The sequence below is a fragment of the Mesorhizobium sp. WSM4935 genome, from assembly GCF_029625735.1.
GTDB lineage: Bacteria > Pseudomonadota > Alphaproteobacteria > Rhizobiales > Rhizobiaceae > Mesorhizobium.
This window is the reverse complement of record NZ_JARTVR010000001.1, coordinates 262,715-278,485: the sequence shown is the minus strand read 5'-3', so window position 1 is coordinate 278,485 and position 15,771 is coordinate 262,715. Positions and strand designations below refer to the sequence as shown.

Below are 15,771 nucleotides of genomic sequence, written 5' to 3'. Positions count from 1 at the left end.
GCACGAATTTGGACTGGCAAGACCCAAACTGTGCGAGCGATGCGTGCCGCCGGGCCGACCTCATCGGCTCCGGCTGAAGCGCACACCATGGATAAGTCGCGCCGAAACCAGCCCTCAAATTCGCGCATCGTCGTCCTGGCTGACGCCGTACCAGGTCACCGACGAGATTTCCGAACGTTTGATACCGATGTCGCGCAACAGATAATCCGGCAACTCGTCCAACCAGACGCGGTCGCTGCGGATGCGGACCAGCCGCGCAAGCACGCGCAGGCCGGAGCGGCATGTTTCGACGGCTGTCGCGAAGAAACGCCCGCCAACGGACGGGCCGGCCACAGACTTCATTCCCATGCGAAGAGTTGACATGATCGTCTTTCCTTTGTCTGAACGAAGGGATCGGGAGGGCCATGAATGGCCCTCCCGAGGACGCCGCCCGTCACGCCCGTCAGGACCGGGCGTGCTCGCAGCTCACATCAGGGTTCCAGTCCGCAAACATGCCGGCCGGGTTGTGCCGCCAGTGCCAGACATGGAGCTCGTAATACGGGTCCACCGGATGAACGCCCACCGTCGTCTTGCGCTGCAGGGTGCGGCCGAGGAATTCGGGCACGCCTTTACCCTTCCAGTCCTTTTCGAAGACGATGTATTCCATGCCGACGAGTTGCATCGAGCCATCGGCCTCCGGCTCGTAGGTCAGCACGTCCGGCTCGCCGAGCACGAGCTTGCCGTCGCCGGCGCGGCCGGGATGGATGAAATGGACGCCCATCGTGCCGTGCTCGTCATGCGTCGTGCATTCGAACAGCTGCTTGTAGCCTTCGGTCTTGGCGACCTCGATATCGAGATACTTGGCCGCCATTTCCCGGGACCGGTTGAGCACCGGATCGGGCATGTCATGGGCGACCGCGCCACCGCAAAGCAGCGCCGAGGCGCCGACGGCAAGGACGATTTCCGCAATGCGCTTCACGATCGATCCCTTCCCGTCAGGCGGCGGCGTAAGCCGTCGTCGGATCGAACAGGCGCTTGATCTGCGTGATCTTGGTCGCCGGGAAGCCGCTCATCTTGGCATGACGCTGGATGATCGCCTCGTCCTTGGCGAGATAGACGCAAAAGGTCTTGTCGTCCGCCACGAAGGATTCGACCCACTGGATGTCCGGGCCGAGTTCGGCCAGGACTGCGTTCGAGGCCTTGGACGCGTCGCGAAGCTGCTCGCGCTCGAAGGTGCCGACCTTCGGGATCTCGCGTTCGATGATGTATTTCTGCATGTGACAATCTCCTTGATCTGGGTGCAAATCCCACCGGGCGCCCGACCATGTCGGTGCCGGTGACATCCTGGGGGTCGCTGAGCTAAACTCTCAGCTTGGCCCGCCAGACAGACGGAGAATTACGAAAGAGGCGGCCAACAGTCCTTACGCCGCCCTTATCTTATTCTGATCCTTTGCCTATTGCCGTTACAGGGATTGCTGCCGATGGGAATTTATTGCTTCGGCGACTTCGAGCTCAATGAGCACTCGCGCGCGCTCCGTCTCGCCGGAAGCGAGATCGAGGTGCAGCCCCTCGTCTTCGATTTCCTCGCCGTCCTGCTGCGCCACCAGGAGCGCGCCTTGAGCAAGGACGAATTGCTTGAGACGCTGTGGCCCGGCGTGACGGTGACCGAGGCTTCGCTACAACGCGTGGCGAGCCTTGCCCGCGGCATTCTTCGCCAGGGCGGCATGGAGACGGCGCTGCGCAACCTGCCCCGCTTCGGCTACCGGATTTGCCTCGATCAGCCAGCCGCCTCGGAAACCAGGCCGGCGCTGGCCGATGCGGGCGGCAAGCCTTCGAGCCCCGGTTCACCGATCCTGTCGGCGCGCGCGGCCGTTGCGGGCAGAAAATGGCATGAGGCCGCCGCCTCTTTCACGAAAGCGGACGCCGACGACGAGCTGCTGACGGCCGATCTCGAGGAATGGGCATTGGCCCTGGAATGCATGGGCCGGCCGGCCGAAGCCATTCCGCTTCTGGCGCGCGCGGTGACGGCCTACGGCGTGGCCGGCGAGCGCTTGCGCGCGGCTTCCCCGGCAATCACCCTTGCCAGGATCCATCTCGAGAGAGGCGAGCTTGCTGTCGCCAAGGGTTGGCACAAGCGAGCCGGGCAGTTGATCGATACCGCTACCGACAGCAGGGAGCACGGTCTCTGGTGCTGGATGGGCGCGCGCATCATGGGCGCGGAAGCCGAGCCGGAACAGGCGCTGGCGCTCGCCGAGCAGGCCTTCGCGGTCGGTAGGCATCTCGACGATCCGGTCGTGGAGTCGCTCGGCCTTATCTATCGCGGCTTCTTCAAGCTCTGCCTCGGTGAAACCAAAGCCGGACAGGAGGATCAGGACCTTGCCGCCGCGCTCGGCCTGTCCAGCGACGTCGACCCGGTCGTCGGCGGAATCCTCTACTGCAACATCCTGTGGGCCTGCCGGAATTTCGGCGACTGGTCGCGCGCCAACCAGTGGACCCTCGGCTACGAAGACTGGTGCAGGGGACATGGCCTGGAGGACCTTTCGGGCTCGTGCCGGCTGCATCGCGCCGAAGTACTCGGCGTTCACGGCACGCTGAAGGAGGCGGAAGCGCTTGTGCGTGCGGCACTCGACCAGCTTGCCCTCGACGCGCCCTGGGCGACCGGCGATGCCTTGCGTGTGCTGGGCGACATCCACCTCGCGGCCGGAGAACTCACGGAGGCCGAAACGGCCTACCGTGCATCGCATGCAGCGGGCTGGGATCCGCAACCCGGACTTGCGCTGCTGCAACTCGAGCAAGGACAGCCGGAGGCCGCTTTCAACGCCCTCGAACGTTCCCTGGTGGGCAATGGCTGGCCGACCCTGCAGCGGCGAGGCATGGTCCTTGCCACTCTGGCCAAGGTGGCGGCGCGGACCGATCGGCGCGACAGGGCGAAAGAGGTGATCGCCGAACTGGAGACCCAGCCGCAACGCTGGCCGATGGCCTCCATCAAAGCGCTGACCGCGGAAGCCAAGGCGGAGCTTTTCATGCAGGAAGAACGCCTCGCCGAGGCCGCCCGGGAGCTGCAGATCGCATGCTCGCGCTGGAACGAGATCGGTTCGCCGATCAATGCCGCCGACGCCAGACTGTCGCTTACCGCGCTGCTCATCAAGATCGGCGATCGATCCGGCGCCGAGCTGGAGCTCGGCACCGCGCTGGCGGTTGCGAAGAAGGTCGACTCTTCACGGCTCATGCGGCGCTGCGACGAACTGAAGGCCCTGATTGCCGGGGCGCCTGCGGTAGCGGCGGGCGGCGCATAGCCGACTCTCACTTGAGGTCCAGCCGGCGCGGTGGCATGAGGGGAGAAATCTCTCTCAAGGGTCCGGTATGAGCAGCTCAAAGCAAGTCATCGTCATTGGAGCCGGCATTATCGGCGCGTCGACTGCCTGGCATCTCACGAAAGCCGGCGCACAGGTGACGGTCATTTCAGAAAGCGGCGCCGGCGGCGTCGCCACGCCGAATTCCTTTGCCTGGATCAATGCTAGCTGGGGCAATCCGGAAACCTATTTCCGGCTGCGCATCCGCGCCATGGCCGAATGGAAACGGCTGGCGAACGACCTGCCGGGCCTGCCGCTCGCCTGGTGCGGCGGTCTGTGCTGGGACCTGCCCGCGGACAAGCTCGAAGCCTATGCGGCCGAGCATTCGTCCTGGGGCTATGGCGTAGAGCGGGTCGGGCGCGAAGAAGCGGCGCGCATCGAGCCCAACCTGGCGGTGCTTCCCGATTTTGCGCTTTACGTCGCGCAGGAAGGCGTGGCCGAGCCTGTGGCGACCGCGAAGGCGCTGCTGGCCGATGCCGAACGGCGCGGCGCGCGGATCGCCACGGGTACCATCGACAGGCTGGCGCTGGTCGACGGCAAGGTCACGGGCGTCGCTGTTTCAGGCGATATCATCGCGGCCGACGAGGTGGTGATTGCATCGGGCGCCGGCACCCCGGCGATCGCCGCGACGGCTGGGATAAGGCTGCCGATCGAAACGCCGCCCGGCCTGATCGTGCATTCGCGCCCTTACAAGAAGCTCCTCAACGGCCTGGTCATGGCCGACAGGCTGCATATGCGCCAGACGGCCGAGGGCCGCATCATCGCCGGCTCGGATTTCAGCGGCGGCGATCCGGGCGAGGACCCCCAGGCCACCGCTCGCGAGCTTTTCGAAGCGACGAAAGCGATGCTGCGCGGTTCGGAGGGGCTGGAGCTCGATTTCCACACGGTGGGCTACCGTCCGACGCCGGTCGATGGTTTCCCGATCGTCAGCCGGTCGGAAGGCGTCAGCGGTGTCTACATCGCCGTCACGCATTCCGGCATCACACTGGCACCGGCCGTGGGATTGTTTGCGGCGCGCGAAATCCTCGACGGCGAGCGCGATGCGTTACTCAGGCCTTACGCTCTCTCGCGTTTCGCCCGGTAGCCCGAAGGACGGCGAAAGCCGTCCCGGGATCAGCAAGGACCGATGCCTTAACCCGCCATCGCCAAACGTGCGACTGCCGGCGCGAACGGCCGGATGCTGGTGTTGTCGCGGGTCATCGTCACGAAGCTCGACTGCGGAATCTCATGCCAGGTCCGGCCGTCGCGATCGAACGGCTCCGAGACGATGCAGCGACCGACGCCCTTGGCGAAGGCGCCGGTGTAGAGCGTGGGCGCCTGGTCGTCGGTGGCGTAGCGGACGGCGTGAAGCGCCTTACCATCGCTGAAGGCGGCCGTCAGCTTCAGGGACGGGTCGATGGCGGCGCGGCGCGCAGCCTCGATCACGCGGCTGGTGGCGCGCGATACGGCGCCATAGGGATCGTCCGAAAGCCCCTCGCCGATCATAAGCCTGAAGAACAGTTCGGAATCCGTGGTGCCTTCGAGCTGGTCGAACAACGTATCGGAGAGCGAATTCTCCAGCACCCGGCGGATCTTCTCGAAGCCGCCGATCTGGCCGTTGTGCATGAAGGACCAGCGGCCCGAGACGAAGGGATGGCAGTTCACGCGGCTGGTGGCGCCGCCTGTCGAGGCGCGTACATGGGCCAGGAACAGGCCGGATTTTATCTGGCGCCCAAGGCTCCTGAGATTGGTGTCCGACCAGGCCGGCAGAACATCGCGGTAAAGGCCCGGTTCCGGCCGATCGCCGTACCATGCCACGCCGAAGCCATCGGCATTGGTCGGCGATCTTGCCTCCCGCGCCTGGCGGCTCTGAACGATCAGGGAATGGGAGGGTGCGGCGATGACGTCTTCCAGGAAGATCGCGTCGCCGAGATAGGCAGCCCATCTGCACATTGTCCTGTGATCCTGTGTCGATGCGTTTTTGAGCGCGAATGAATTCGCCGCCCGTCGAGCGCCACAGATGACAGGAGGGAGCTTGGGCGTCCTTACGCCGCGCTTACGTTTTGCTGATCTCTGCCTGAACGCGGCAGCTCGGGATTTGCGTCAGCCGACGACCAGCGCCAGCTTGTTCGCTGCCGGCGCAAACGGGCGGATGCCCGTGCCGTCCCTGGTCATGGTGACGAAGCTCGCCGGAGGTATCGCCTGCCACTCGCCACCGTTGCGGTCGAAGGGTTCCGAGACGATGCAATGGCCGGCGCGTTTCGCGAAGGCGCCGGTATAGAGCGTCGGCGCGTGGCCATCGGTGGCATAGCGAACGGCGTACACCGCCGCGCCATCCGAGAAGGCCGCCGTCAGCTTCAGCGCCGGCTCGATATCAGCCCGGCGGGATGCTTCGATGACGCGACCGGTTGCTCGCGACACCGCACCCTGCGGGTCGGTCGCCAGACCCTGGTCGATCATCAGAAGAAAGAAGAGCTCGGAATCGGTGGTGCCCTCACGCTGGTCGAAGACCTCGTCGGAGAGCGAATTCTCCAAGGCGCGGCGGATCTTTTCGAAACCGCCGATCTGGCCATTATGCATGAACGACCAGCGGCCCGAGACAAAGGGATGGCAATTCATGCGGCTGGTGGCGCCGCCGGTGGAGGCGCGCACATGGGCGAGGAACAGGCCGGACTTGATCTGCCGGCAGAGGCTTTTCAGGTTGGGGTCCGACCAGGCCGGCAGGATGTCGCGGTAGAGCCCAGGTTCGGGCCGGTCGCCGTACCAGGCGAGGCCGAAGCCGTCGCCATTGGTCGGCGACTTGGCCTCCTGAGCACAGTGGCTCTGGGCGATCAGCGAATGGCAGGGCGCGGTGATGATGTCTTCGAGGAAGACCGCTTCACCAAGATAGGCCGCCCACCGGCACATCGCATTTCACCATCTATCAGGCGCGGTCCAAGAGAGCCTTCGGCTCCTTCACCGCATGCGAACCCCTGTTATGCGTGCGCTCATAGAGCTCGCGAACGATTCGGCTGGCCGTAGTTTCGAACAGAAATGGCAAGAAAGCGTGAACGAGCGCGGCGCCCGCCGCCATCGACAGGCGCGAACAGAACCAGGCGGCAAAGGCCATGTGGCCGAAATAAGTCTCGCCGACCTTCTCCGGGTGAGCCGTGAACAGTGCCGTAAACCGTGTCGTCATGGTGATCCCTCCTGCCGGGATGAGTCCCGATGATGAGTATCGTGCCACACGGCTTTGGTTCATCGGTCCCAAATCGTCCTTGCCTTTTGCCATTTTGTGGGACATTCATCCCAACATGCCGACGGAAATCGATGAGATCGATCGAAGATTGCTGGCCGAGCTGCAGCGCGACGGCACGCTTTCGGTCGACCAGTTGTCGGAGCGCGTGGCGCTGTCGCGCAACGCCTGCTGGCGGCGCGTCAAGCGGCTGGAGGAGGATGGCGTCATCACCGGCCGCGTCGCGCTGGTCGATGCCGACAAGCTAGGGGTCGGCCTCTCCGTTTTTGTCCTAATCCGTACGTCCAATCACGATCCGGACTGGCTGCAGAAATTTCGCGCGGCGGTGACCGGCTTTGCCGAGATCACCGGCGTCTACCGCATGTCGGGCGACCTCGATTATGTGCTGAGGGCCCGTGTCGCCGACGTGAAAGCCTATGACCGTCTCTACCAGCGGCTGATCGCCAGGGTGCCGCTGTCGGATGTCTCGGCCTCCTTCGTCATGGAGGAGATCAAGGAAACGACCGTGGTGCCGGTGGAACTGCGCTGAGGCATGCTCAGTTTTAGGTGAGGCCTGACCCGAATCTCAACACACTTCAGGTCATCGTGACGCCCCAAAGAAAGCCTTGGATAGCGTCACGGCCGAGTTGACCGAATCGGCATTCGCGCCGATAGGAGTGGGCTCATGCGCACGGCTGTCCATCCTTCCTCCGTCATCGGCCCCACCGTCGGTTTCGTCAGGCTTCCGCATGGCGAAGGCCTGCCTCTGCCGGCCTATGAGAGCGCGGGCGCCGCCGGCATGGATTTGCGCGCCGCGGTGCCGGAAGACCGGCCGTTGCTCATCCTGCCGGGGAAACGCGCGCTGGTGCCGACCGGGCTTGTGCTGGAAATCCCGGAAGGCATGGAAGGCCAGGTGCGGCCGCGCTCGGGCCTTGCCTTCAAGCATGGGCTCACCGTCCTCAACTCGCCCGGCACCGTCGACAGCGACTATCGCGGCGAGGTGAAAGTCCTGCTCGTCAACCTCGGCGACGAGGATTTCGCGGTGACGCGCGGCATGCGCATCGCCCAGATCGTCTTCGCTGCCCTGACCCAAATCACGGTCGAGGAGCGGGCGCTGGCGGGCGGCACGACACGAGGTACCGGCGGGTTCGGATCGACCGGCACCGCTTAATGCAAGTTCCGAAACTGGTCATCTTCGACTGCGACGGGGTTCTGGTCGACACAGAAAACCTTGCCAACAGACGTCTCGCCGAATGGCTCACAGCCGCCGGTTTCACGAGCACATTCGAATATTGCCGCAAGCATTTTTCCGGCCGCAGCATGGCCTCGGTGCAGAAAGAGGTCGAAGAGACGACCGAGATCAGGCTTGGCGCCGACTTCGTCGAGCGCTGGAACGCCGGTCTGCCGGATCTTTTTTCGCACGGCGTCGAGGCAATCCCCTATGTGGGCGACTTCGTCCAGAAGGTGCGAGCCGCCGGCATCGCCTACTGCGTCGCCTCGTCGGCGCGGGTGTCGAAGATGCACATCACGCTCGGCCAGACCGGGCTCCTGCCGCTGTTCGAGCATGCGATGTTCTCGTCCACCATGGTTTCCCGCGGCAAGCCGTTTCCGGACCTCTTCCTGCATGCGGCAAGGACGATGGGCTTCGCGCCGGCCGACTGCGTCGTCATCGAGGACAGCGTCGCGGGAACCGAGGCGGGCATCGCCGCCGGCATGCGGGTGTTCTCCTACCACGCCGATCCGCTCTCCGACCGTGACGGCCTGGCGGCGGCCGGCGGCATCCTGTTCGACGACATGCGCGAACTCGCGAGCCTCGTGCCGATCCGCTGAAAGCACCGGCTGCGCACCTTACGCGTCCGTGCTATCGTGCTTTTTTCCGGGGGGTGCTTGTAGTGATTTCCATTTTATCGAGACTCCTGCTCGCGTGCCTGCTGCTGCCCTGTGCCTGGTCCGCGGCGCACGCCCAGGCCGTCAGCTTTCCGGAGCTGAACGGCGCCATTCCCGGTCATCAGGACGTCACCTATCTCGACCTCGCGAAAATGGTCGTCCCCGATCTCGCCGCCGGGGATGACGGTTTTTACAAGGGAAGCGCGCCCATCGAGGTGCGCCACATCCTTGGCGGCGATCAAGGCGGCTCGCCGCCCGAGACCATCAGCCTGCCGAACGCGGCGGTGCTTGCGATCAAGGCCGGTGGCAAGGACCGGCTGACGATGCTTTTCGACCTTGGCCAGGCGCAAAACAGCGCCGAAGGGTTTGCGGTGCTGGCGCTTTACGATCTTTCGGGCAAGCCGAAGCTGCTCGATGCCGTCAATGTCGGAACCGACCAGAACAGCTATTTTCGCGATCCTAGCAAGATCGCAATCGGTCCGGATGACGATGCCCTCATCACCATGAGCATGCATTTCAATTCGAACCAGGGTTATGTCAGCACCATTCTTATCCTCGTTCGCGACGACCGCTTCGAGCCTATCGATCAGATCAATACGTTCGACGAGAATGTCTGCGCCTACAAACGCACACAGGACCTGTCGTTCCAGACGCCCGGCAGTGAAAAACCTTATGCGGCGATCAAGGCGACAGTGAGCGACGTCACCAAGCCGAGCGGTGAAAGCTGCGACGAGGCGGCGCCGAAGGCTGCTTCGCATGACGTTACCGTCACCTATCACTGGGAGGAGGCAAGGTCGCGTTACGTGCCGGATTCCGACGCCTTCGAGAAATTGGCAGCAGAGAACGCCAAACACTTCTGAGCCAGACGCATTCGTTTGCCCGGTTCGAGCGACCGCGATAGATTTCCCTCACAACCCCGATCACGATTGAGGATCCGCCATGGACAAGGGCAAGATTTTTCGCGATCTGCATTCCTCCACCTTCGTCATGCCCAATCCCTGGGACGTAGGCACGACGAAGCTTCTTGCTTCGTTCGGTTTTAAGGCGCTGGCGACGACCAGCGCCGGCTTCGCCTTCTCGCGCGGCCTGCCGGACGGCGCCGTGACGTTCGAGGCCATGATCCATCATTGCCGCGAGGTGACGGCGGCGACCGACCTGCCGGTTTCGGCCGATCTGGAGCGCGGCAAGGGCGACAGCCCGGAACAGGCCGCCGAGACCATTTTCGCAGCCGAAGCCGCCGGCCTTGCCGGCTGCTCGATCGAGGACCACACCGGCGACCCCGCCAACCCGATCTACGATTTCTCGCTGGCGACTGAACGGGTCGCGGCCGCGGTCGAGGCTGCCCGGGCGCTCAAGCACGATTTCGTCTTCACCGCGCGGGCCGAAAACTTCCTGTGGGGCAAGACCGATCTCGACGACACGATCAAGCGGCTGCAGGCCTTCGAAAAGGCCGGTGCCGACGTGCTCTACGCTCCCGGCATCGGCGACGTCGAAATGGTGCGCACGATCTGCTCGTCGGTGAGCCGACCGGTCAATGTGATGGCCCGGCCAGGCTTCACCATCGGCGACCTTGCCCAGGCCGGCGTCAAACGCATTTCGCTCGGACCATGGCTGACCAATTTCGCCTATGGCATGCTGGAAACGGCGGCGCGCGAAATCCAGCAGGACGGCACTTTCGGCTTCACCCGGGCGGCGATGCCTTTCGGCAAGCTGCAGGCACTGTTTCGCAGCGGCGACATCGATTAAACCGGCAGCCGCGCCGAAACCGCCTTGTGCAGATGGACCATCATGGCGGCCGCGAAAAGCGGCGTCAGAAGGTTGAGCAACGGCACGGCCAGGAAAAGGGCAATGACCAGCCCGGCCAGGAATACCGTGCCGGCATGTTTGCGCCGCAGCGCCTTGGCCTCTGCCTCGGGGCGGAAGCGCATGGCGGCGAACTCGAAGAACTCCCGGCCGAGCAGATAGCCGTTGACGATGAAGAAAGCGGCAATGTTGATGCCCGGCAGCAGAAGCAAGAGCAGCGCGACGATATTGCCGAGGACCACCACGCCGAAGAATTTGACCGCCAGCACAAGCGACTGCAGCGCCGGCACGGCGCGGCCGGGCGAGTCGTTGGGATAGTCGGTGCGCTCGACCACTTCGGCAATATCGTCGAGGAACAGGCCGGCGACGATCGCCGTCACCGGCGCGACGAGCAAGGCCAATCCCATAGCCAGAACGATGCCGGCAATGATGCCGCCCAGCCACCCGGCCCAGGACGGCAGACCAGGCAGCAGCGTTTGCAGCCATGGCCAGGCCAGCCATTCGAGCAGGCTCTCCAGGCCGAGCCAAAGCGCCAGCAGAGCGAGCAGCGTCAGCCCCAGCGTCTTCAGGAAGACGGCGCGGAATTCAGGCGAGAACAGGCGGCTGGCGGCGGCGCGGGCGGCGTCTAGGATCACGGCAGGTCCAAGCCCTTATCGAGAAACGACGTCCCCGAGATAGGCGGGCTTCTTCCCAGACGCAACCAAGCGCGTCGCGTCGACGCGCTTTGGCTTTGTCTCGATGCATGTCGGTTATCCCAAAACCGCGTCACACGCGGGGCGACATGCATTATCGCGCAAGCTTGACCTGCCGTGCCGGAATGGTCATCGCCGCGACGCCGGCGACGACGAAGGCCATGCCGGCCCAGGCCGTCGATCCCAGACTTTCGCCGAGGAAGACGGCGCCGATACCGACGCCGATCGGCACTCGCAGATAGGCCTGCGAGGTGGTGCCGACCGATCCCAGCGTGTGGATCAGGCGAAAATAGATGACGAAGGCCAGCGCGGTCGAGAAGACCGACAGGCCGAGCAGGGCCAGGATCGATGCGTCCGAGGGCGCAAGCGTCCAGGGCCGGTCGACGATCAGGCTGAGCGGCACAAGCATCACCGCGCCGCAAAGCATCGAACCCGCGGCGGGTATCATCGGATCGAGGCCCTTGAAGCCGCGGCCGAAGATCGCCGCTCCCGCATAGGAGACCGTCGCGATGACGATCGCAAGCTGCGCCCACAATTGATGGCCAAGCCCGCCAAGTGCCTGCGTGCCGACGATGAGGCAGATGCCGACGATGCCGGCGCCGACGCCGACGAGCTTGCGCGTCGTGACCGGCTCATGGCGCGTGATCAATGCCGTCAGCAAGAAGGTAAAGATCGGCGACGTCGAATTGAGGATGGTGGCAAGGCCGGCATCGACCGAGCGCTCGGCGGCGGCGATCAGCGTGAACGGCACGACGCTGTTGAGACAGGCCTGGAAGGTGAACCGACGCCATGTCGCCGCATCCCCAGGCATGGCAAGGCCGCGCCAGCGGATGACAGCGAGGAGAATAGCCCCGGCGATCAGCGTCCGGGCGGCGATGAAGGTCACCGGCGGGATCGTCTCGACGCCGATCTTGATGAAGGTATAGGAAGCGCCCCATAGCACCGCCAGGACGCCGAGCAGCGCGAGGTCGGTGGACATTTCGGTCTTTTCGGACATTTCTGCCTTCCGTTGCGGGGAACGCTCCGCTTTGTTTTTGCGCAATTCCGGACGGAAGGCGACGGCGGGTCGCCGAACCTAACCGCCACGCAGTTTTCCTGGAATTAATTCTAGCCCATGGCGGCGCGGAAATGTTTCGATCGCCGCGAAACCATAGCGGGGACAGCTACGGTCGATATAGGCCAGTTCGATGTGAACGCTGCCGCAGCCGGCGAACGATCGGCGTCGAGGTCGGCGTCACGGAAGATGATGACGATTTTCAGGGTAGGCAAAGCAGCGCCAAGTCGCTAGACCCGCGCCCGGCCGGCATGCCAGATAGCCGGGGCAGTCCTTGGCGGAGATTTTGATGCCGGAATATGACGTGCTTTGCATCGGCAATGCCATTGTCGACATCATCGCGCAGTGCGACGAAGCCTTTCTCGAGACCAACGGCATCATCAAGGGGGCGATGAACCTCATCGACGCCAGGCGCGCCGAATTGCTTTACAGCCGCATGGGACCAGCGATCGAGGCTTCCGGCGGCAGCGCCGGCAACACGGCGGCCGGCGTCGCCAGTCTCGGCGGGCGGGCAGCCTTCTTCGGCAAGGTGTCGAACGACGCACTGGGCGACATCTACACCCATGACATTCACGCCCAGGGCGTTGCGTTCGACACCAAGCCGCTCGCGGGCGAACCGCCGACCGCGCGCTCGATGATCTTTGTTACGCCCGACGGCGAGCGTTCGATGAACACCTATCTCGGCGCCTGCGTCGAACTTGGCCCCGAGGATGTCGAGGCCGACAAGGCCGCCGGCGCCAAGGTGACCTATTTCGAGGGCTATCTGTGGGATCCGCCGCGCGCCAAGGAAGCGATCCGGCAGACCGCCAGGCTGGCGCATGCGGCAGGCCGCGAGGTTTCGATGACGCTGTCGGATTCCTTCTGCGTCGACCGCTACCGTGACGAGTTCCTCGAGCTGATGCGGTCGGGCACCGTCGACATCGTCTTTGCCAACAGTCACGAGATCAAATCGCTCTACCAGACCGCCTCTTTCGAGGAGGCGCTCGCCGCCATCCGCAAGGATTGCAAAATAGCCGCCGTCACACGTTCCGAAAAAGGCTCGGTGATCGTGCGCGGCGACGAAACCGTCACCATAGAGGCGACGAAGATCAAGGAACTCGTCGACACGACCGGCGCCGGCGACCTTTATGCCGCCGGCTTCCTCTACGGCTATACGAGCGGGCGCAGCCTCAAGGATTGCGGCGATCTCGGTTCGCTGGCCGCCGGGCTGGTGATCCAGCAGATCGGCCCGCGTCCGCGCCAGAACCTGCGCCGCGAGGCCGAGCAGGTCGGGCTGCTTTAGAATTACCGAGCAGGCAACGACGATTCTGGCTTCGGAATCCCGCGGAAAGACGTGCCGTTGCGTCACCATCAACAGCCTTTCAACAAAGCCGGCTGTCGCGGACCTGTCACGTTCGGCTTCTAGAACGCAAAATGAGGCGTTCCGTGACTGACATTTCGGCGCCCAATCAGGGGTGTAAAGATGCAAGCCAGCAAGCAGCCGGGCCGCGGTGCCTGTTGTCGTGGCGATTTTTGCTTTCCGCTATAGATTTTCAGCAACCGCCAGCGCTTGGGGAGGAGCGCGGGCCACAAGATAGATGCATGACCAGATTCCAGAGCCCGTCTGAAGGGATTTCACAAGAGGCCTTGGCAGGCCTGGTGGCCGAAGCCGTGCAACAGGCGCTGATGCAGCATGGTGTCCTGCTGGACGCCGAGGTGCTGGTATCGGCCAGCAAGGTCGCCGGCCACATGGCTGCGGCTCTTCCCTTCCTGCCACAAGGACAGCGCCTCGCGGTCGGCTCCTTCAAGGGCGGGTGGAGCAGCCTTGCCTCAGATTTTTTCCGCATGATGGCAGAGAGGATCGCGAGCGGCGGCTCGTCCATATCTGTCCCCACCTTTGAGCGCATGTTGCCAAAGCCGGAACAGGGAAGGCCGATCACCGAGCGAGCCGCGGAACTCCAGTCGATGCTGATCGAGGATTGGGCCGGCGAGGTCGCCGGCTCGACCTATCTGGAAGAGAAGCTCCGCATCCCGCGCTCCACGCTGCATCGCTGGCAAAGGCGCGGCGAGGTGGTTGCCCTGCGCAAGGGCGGCCGCAAGCATGTCTTCCCCTTGGCGCAGTTCGTCGACGGCAGGCCAGTTCCGGGAATCAGCGACGTGCTTTCGGCGATCGCCAATCCGAGGCTCGCCTGGTTTTGGTTGAGCCGGCCTTCGCCCGAGCTCGACGGCCGCGTCCCGATCGAGATGCTGAGGGAAGATATGGTCGAGGACGTGGTCCGCGCCGCCCGCGCCCTGTCCTGACCTTCTCCCGGATTCGTTTCTCCTTATCCAGAGCTATAAATTAGCTGGCAAACTCATTGTCATAATTCTGTAATAATTGGCACATTTGGTACATTCTCACGTCTCTCTACATGTTTCGATTGTATATATTGTGCAATTTGTGCCACTTTTACAAATGTATGACGTGATATTTGGGCAACAAGACCTTCATAAGATTAAAAAAGCCGCCTTTCAGACACAATCTCTGTTGTACGTGACGGTCGATTAAGCCATGTCCAAGGCGAAGAAGCGGCGCCGGTGCGCGACTTTTTCAACGATGGGGACGGGGTGGCAAAAGCCGAACGGCATGTCAGGCCTGTCTTGAACCTTTGACTGGAGATTCAAGAAAATGAACATCAAGAGCCTTCTTCTCGGCTCCGCTGCGGCCCTGATCGCAGTTTCGGGCGCGCGCGCCGCCGACGCGGAGACCGTCGCCGAGCCGGAACCGGCCGAATACGTCAAGATCTGCGACGTCTATGGCGCGGGTTACTTCTACATCCCCGGCACCGAGACCTGCCTGCGCATCGGCGGCTATCTGCGCTATGACATCGGCGTCGGCGATTCCGGCACGCTGGATGGCGTCAACAACGTGCCGGATCATATGGACGGTCGCGATCACGACACCTACTACAAGAACATGCGTTTCACGCTGAGGACTTACACCGGCCAGGAAACCGAGCTCGGTACGTTGAAGACCTTCACCGAGACCCGCTTCCAGTTCGGCAACTCCTCCAACGACTACGAATTTGGCGGCTCCGGCTGGCAGGCCGGCAACAAGACGACCACCCTCAATTTCGCCTGGATCCAGCTCGGCGGGCTGCGCGTCGGTAAGGATGAGACGGCATATGATCAGTTCATCGGTTATGCCGGCAACGTCATCCAGGACACGATCATTCCTTACGGCATCAAGGACACCAACGTCGTCCAATACAATTTCGATGCAGGCAACGGCATCACGGGCGTCGTCTCACTCGAAGAAGGCACCGGCGTCAACACGATCGACAGCTATGTCCCGCATGTCGTCGGCGGCTTGAAGTACAAGGGCGACTGGGGCGCGATCACCGGCGTCGTCGCCTATGACAGCAATTACGAGGAAGTGACCGGCAAGGTCCGCCTGGACGTCAATGTCAGCAAGGAACTGACGCTGTTCGTCATGGGCGGCTACGGCACTACCGACAACAGCGACGACTTTGCTCCGAGCGGCCGAACCCAATACAAGCCGTGGGGCGGCAACTGGGCCATCTGGGGCGGCGGCACCTACAAGTTCAACGAAAAGACGGCGTTTAACGTCCAAGCCTCGGCTGACGACGACAAGAACATCGCTCTGGCCGCGAACGTCGCCTACACCATCGTGCCGGGCTTCACGATCACGACCGAAGTCGACTGGGACCACTTCGGCCGCTTCAACGACACAACCATCTACGGCAACTTCACCCACGCCGACAAGAAAGACAGCATCGGCGGCATCGTCCGCTTCCAGCGCAACTTCTGATCGATCCTCGCGATCAAACA

General features: G+C 63.4%; 18 protein-coding genes. 10 read left to right on the top strand and 8 right to left on the bottom strand.

Features of this window, described 5'->3' with window-relative positions; genetic code table 11:
- Window positions 1–114 precede the first annotated feature (114 nt).
- The 3 genes from P9273_RS01315 to P9273_RS01305 form a co-directional block, all read right to left on the bottom strand.
- Window positions 115–363, bottom strand: coding sequence for a DUF1127 domain-containing protein (locus P9273_RS01315; protein WP_278047289.1), 249 nt, complete (start codon window positions 361–363; stop codon window positions 115–117).
- Between the two features lie 79 nt (window positions 364–442).
- Window positions 443–958: a hypothetical protein gene (locus P9273_RS01310; protein WP_278047288.1), complete on the bottom strand. Its 516-nt coding sequence runs from the start codon at window positions 956–958 to the stop codon at window positions 443–445.
- A gap of 16 nt (window positions 959–974) precedes the next feature.
- Window positions 975–1,256: a DUF4242 domain-containing protein gene (locus tag P9273_RS01305; RefSeq protein ID WP_126079726.1), complete on the bottom strand. Its 282-nt coding sequence runs from the start codon at window positions 1,254–1,256 to the stop codon at window positions 975–977.
- Window positions 1,257–1,460: 204 nt separating this feature from the next.
- Here P9273_RS01305 and P9273_RS01300 point away from each other — a divergent pair, with 204 nt between their 5' ends.
- Both P9273_RS01300 and P9273_RS01295 read left to right on the top strand, forming a co-directional pair.
- A complete protein-coding gene (locus P9273_RS01300) occupies window positions 1,461–3,275 on the top strand; it encodes a winged helix-turn-helix domain-containing protein (protein ID WP_278047287.1) in 1,815 nt (604 codons plus the stop codon).
- A gap of 67 nt (window positions 3,276–3,342) precedes the next feature.
- Window positions 3,343–4,416, top strand: coding sequence for an NAD(P)/FAD-dependent oxidoreductase (locus P9273_RS01295; protein WP_278047286.1), 1,074 nt, complete (start codon window positions 3,343–3,345; stop codon window positions 4,414–4,416).
- 47 nt (window positions 4,417–4,463) lie between these two features.
- On the opposite strand, the gene P9273_RS01290 is transcribed toward P9273_RS01295, so the two are convergent.
- The 3 genes from P9273_RS01290 to P9273_RS01280 all read right to left on the bottom strand — a co-directional run bounded on the left by P9273_RS01290 (window position 4,464) and on the right by P9273_RS01280 (window position 6,489).
- A complete protein-coding gene (locus P9273_RS01290; protein WP_278047285.1) occupies window positions 4,464–5,264 on the bottom strand; it encodes a class II glutamine amidotransferase in 801 nt (266 codons plus the stop codon).
- A gap of 150 nt (window positions 5,265–5,414) precedes the next feature.
- Window positions 5,415–6,218: a class II glutamine amidotransferase gene (locus P9273_RS01285; RefSeq protein ID WP_278047284.1), complete on the bottom strand. Its 804-nt coding sequence runs from the start codon at window positions 6,216–6,218 to the stop codon at window positions 5,415–5,417.
- 16 nt (window positions 6,219–6,234) lie between these two features.
- Complete coding sequence (locus P9273_RS01280; protein WP_040994452.1) at window positions 6,235–6,489, bottom strand: DUF6356 family protein; 255 nt, start codon at window positions 6,487–6,489, stop codon at window positions 6,235–6,237.
- Window positions 6,490–6,604: 115 nt separating this feature from the next.
- On the opposite strand from P9273_RS01280, the gene P9273_RS01275 reads away from it, so the two are divergent.
- The 5 genes from P9273_RS01275 (at window position 6,605) to P9273_RS01255 (ending at window position 10,158) form a co-directional block, all read left to right on the top strand.
- Window positions 6,605–7,075 (top strand): Lrp/AsnC family transcriptional regulator, encoded by a 471-nt coding sequence (locus P9273_RS01275; RefSeq protein ID WP_040994450.1) that lies wholly within the window; start codon window positions 6,605–6,607, stop codon window positions 7,073–7,075.
- A gap of 135 nt (window positions 7,076–7,210) precedes the next feature.
- Window positions 7,211–7,696 carry a dUTP diphosphatase gene (gene dut, locus P9273_RS01270; protein ID WP_278047283.1) on the top strand — a complete coding sequence of 162 codons (486 nt, stop codon included), beginning with the start codon at window positions 7,211–7,213 and terminating at the stop codon, window positions 7,694–7,696.
- Window positions 7,696–8,355: an HAD family hydrolase gene (locus P9273_RS01265; RefSeq protein ID WP_278047282.1), complete on the top strand. Its 660-nt coding sequence runs from the start codon at window positions 7,696–7,698 to the stop codon at window positions 8,353–8,355. Before dut ends, P9273_RS01265 begins: the two co-directional genes overlap by 1 nt.
- Before the next feature lie 62 nt (window positions 8,356–8,417).
- Entirely contained in the window at window positions 8,418–9,272 is an 855-nt protein-coding gene (locus P9273_RS01260; RefSeq protein ID WP_278047281.1) for a hypothetical protein, read from the top strand.
- A gap of 79 nt (window positions 9,273–9,351) precedes the next feature.
- Window positions 9,352–10,158 (top strand): isocitrate lyase/PEP mutase family protein, encoded by an 807-nt coding sequence (locus tag P9273_RS01255; RefSeq protein ID WP_278047280.1) that lies wholly within the window; start codon window positions 9,352–9,354, stop codon window positions 10,156–10,158.
- On the opposite strand, the gene P9273_RS01250 is transcribed toward P9273_RS01255, so the two are convergent.
- Both P9273_RS01250 and P9273_RS01245 read right to left on the bottom strand, forming a co-directional pair.
- Window positions 10,155–10,850, bottom strand: coding sequence for a sulfate transporter family protein (locus tag P9273_RS01250; RefSeq protein ID WP_278047279.1), 696 nt, complete (start codon window positions 10,848–10,850; stop codon window positions 10,155–10,157). The genes P9273_RS01255 and P9273_RS01250 overlap by 4 nt on opposite strands.
- Window positions 10,851–11,001: 151 nt before the next feature.
- Window positions 11,002–11,904: a DMT family transporter gene (locus tag P9273_RS01245; RefSeq protein ID WP_278047278.1), complete on the bottom strand. Its 903-nt coding sequence runs from the start codon at window positions 11,902–11,904 to the stop codon at window positions 11,002–11,004.
- A 346-nt stretch (window positions 11,905–12,250) separates the two neighbouring features.
- Here P9273_RS01245 and P9273_RS01240 point away from each other — a divergent pair, with 346 nt between their 5' ends.
- The 3 genes from P9273_RS01240 to P9273_RS01230 all read left to right on the top strand — a co-directional run bounded on the left by P9273_RS01240 (window position 12,251) and on the right by P9273_RS01230 (window position 15,751).
- The gene (locus tag P9273_RS01240) at window positions 12,251–13,243 is read left to right on the top strand and encodes an adenosine kinase (protein ID WP_278047277.1); all 993 of its coding nucleotides are present in this window, start codon (window positions 12,251–12,253) and stop codon (window positions 13,241–13,243) included.
- A gap of 299 nt (window positions 13,244–13,542) precedes the next feature.
- The gene (locus P9273_RS01235) at window positions 13,543–14,241 is read left to right on the top strand and encodes an antitoxin Xre/MbcA/ParS-like domain-containing protein (protein WP_278047276.1); all 699 of its coding nucleotides are present in this window, start codon (window positions 13,543–13,545) and stop codon (window positions 14,239–14,241) included.
- A 367-nt stretch (window positions 14,242–14,608) separates the two neighbouring features.
- Window positions 14,609–15,751 (top strand): porin, encoded by a 1,143-nt coding sequence (locus P9273_RS01230; protein ID WP_278047275.1) that lies wholly within the window; start codon window positions 14,609–14,611, stop codon window positions 15,749–15,751.
- The last annotated feature ends 20 nt before the right edge of the window (window positions 15,752–15,771 follow it).

Excerpts from the sequence above, each read along its gene's own strand:
- dut (WP_278047283.1), top strand. The coding sequence starts at position 7,211 with ATGCGCACGGCTGTCCATCCTTCCTCCGTCATCGGCCCCACCGTCGGT.
- P9273_RS01300 (WP_278047287.1), top strand. The coding sequence starts at position 1,461 with ATGGGAATTTATTGCTTCGGCGACTTCGAGCTCAATGAGCACTCGCGC.
- P9273_RS01235 (WP_278047276.1), top strand. The coding sequence starts at position 13,543 with ATGACCAGATTCCAGAGCCCGTCTGAAGGGATTTCACAAGAGGCCTTG.
- P9273_RS01295 (WP_278047286.1), top strand. The coding sequence starts at position 3,343 with ATGAGCAGCTCAAAGCAAGTCATCGTCATTGGAGCCGGCATTATCGGC.
- P9273_RS01280 (WP_040994452.1), bottom strand. The coding sequence starts at position 6,489 with ATGACGACACGGTTTACGGCACTGTTCACGGCTCACCCGGAGAAGGTC.
- P9273_RS01315 (WP_278047289.1), bottom strand. The coding sequence starts at position 363 with ATGTCAACTCTTCGCATGGGAATGAAGTCTGTGGCCGGCCCGTCCGTT.
- P9273_RS01305 (WP_126079726.1), bottom strand. The coding sequence starts at position 1,256 with ATGCAGAAATACATCATCGAACGCGAGATCCCGAAGGTCGGCACCTTC.
- P9273_RS01275 (WP_040994450.1), top strand. The coding sequence starts at position 6,605 with ATGCCGACGGAAATCGATGAGATCGATCGAAGATTGCTGGCCGAGCTG.
- P9273_RS01230 (WP_278047275.1), top strand. The coding sequence starts at position 14,609 with ATGAACATCAAGAGCCTTCTTCTCGGCTCCGCTGCGGCCCTGATCGCA.
- P9273_RS01285 (WP_278047284.1), bottom strand. The coding sequence starts at position 6,218 with ATGTGCCGGTGGGCGGCCTATCTTGGTGAAGCGGTCTTCCTCGAAGAC.
- P9273_RS01240 (WP_278047277.1), top strand. The coding sequence starts at position 12,251 with ATGCCGGAATATGACGTGCTTTGCATCGGCAATGCCATTGTCGACATC.
- P9273_RS01245 (WP_278047278.1), bottom strand. The coding sequence starts at position 11,904 with ATGTCCGAAAAGACCGAAATGTCCACCGACCTCGCGCTGCTCGGCGTC.
- P9273_RS01290 (WP_278047285.1), bottom strand. The coding sequence starts at position 5,264 with ATGTGCAGATGGGCTGCCTATCTCGGCGACGCGATCTTCCTGGAAGAC.
- P9273_RS01255 (WP_278047280.1), top strand. The coding sequence starts at position 9,352 with ATGGACAAGGGCAAGATTTTTCGCGATCTGCATTCCTCCACCTTCGTC.
- P9273_RS01265 (WP_278047282.1), top strand. The coding sequence starts at position 7,696 with ATGCAAGTTCCGAAACTGGTCATCTTCGACTGCGACGGGGTTCTGGTC.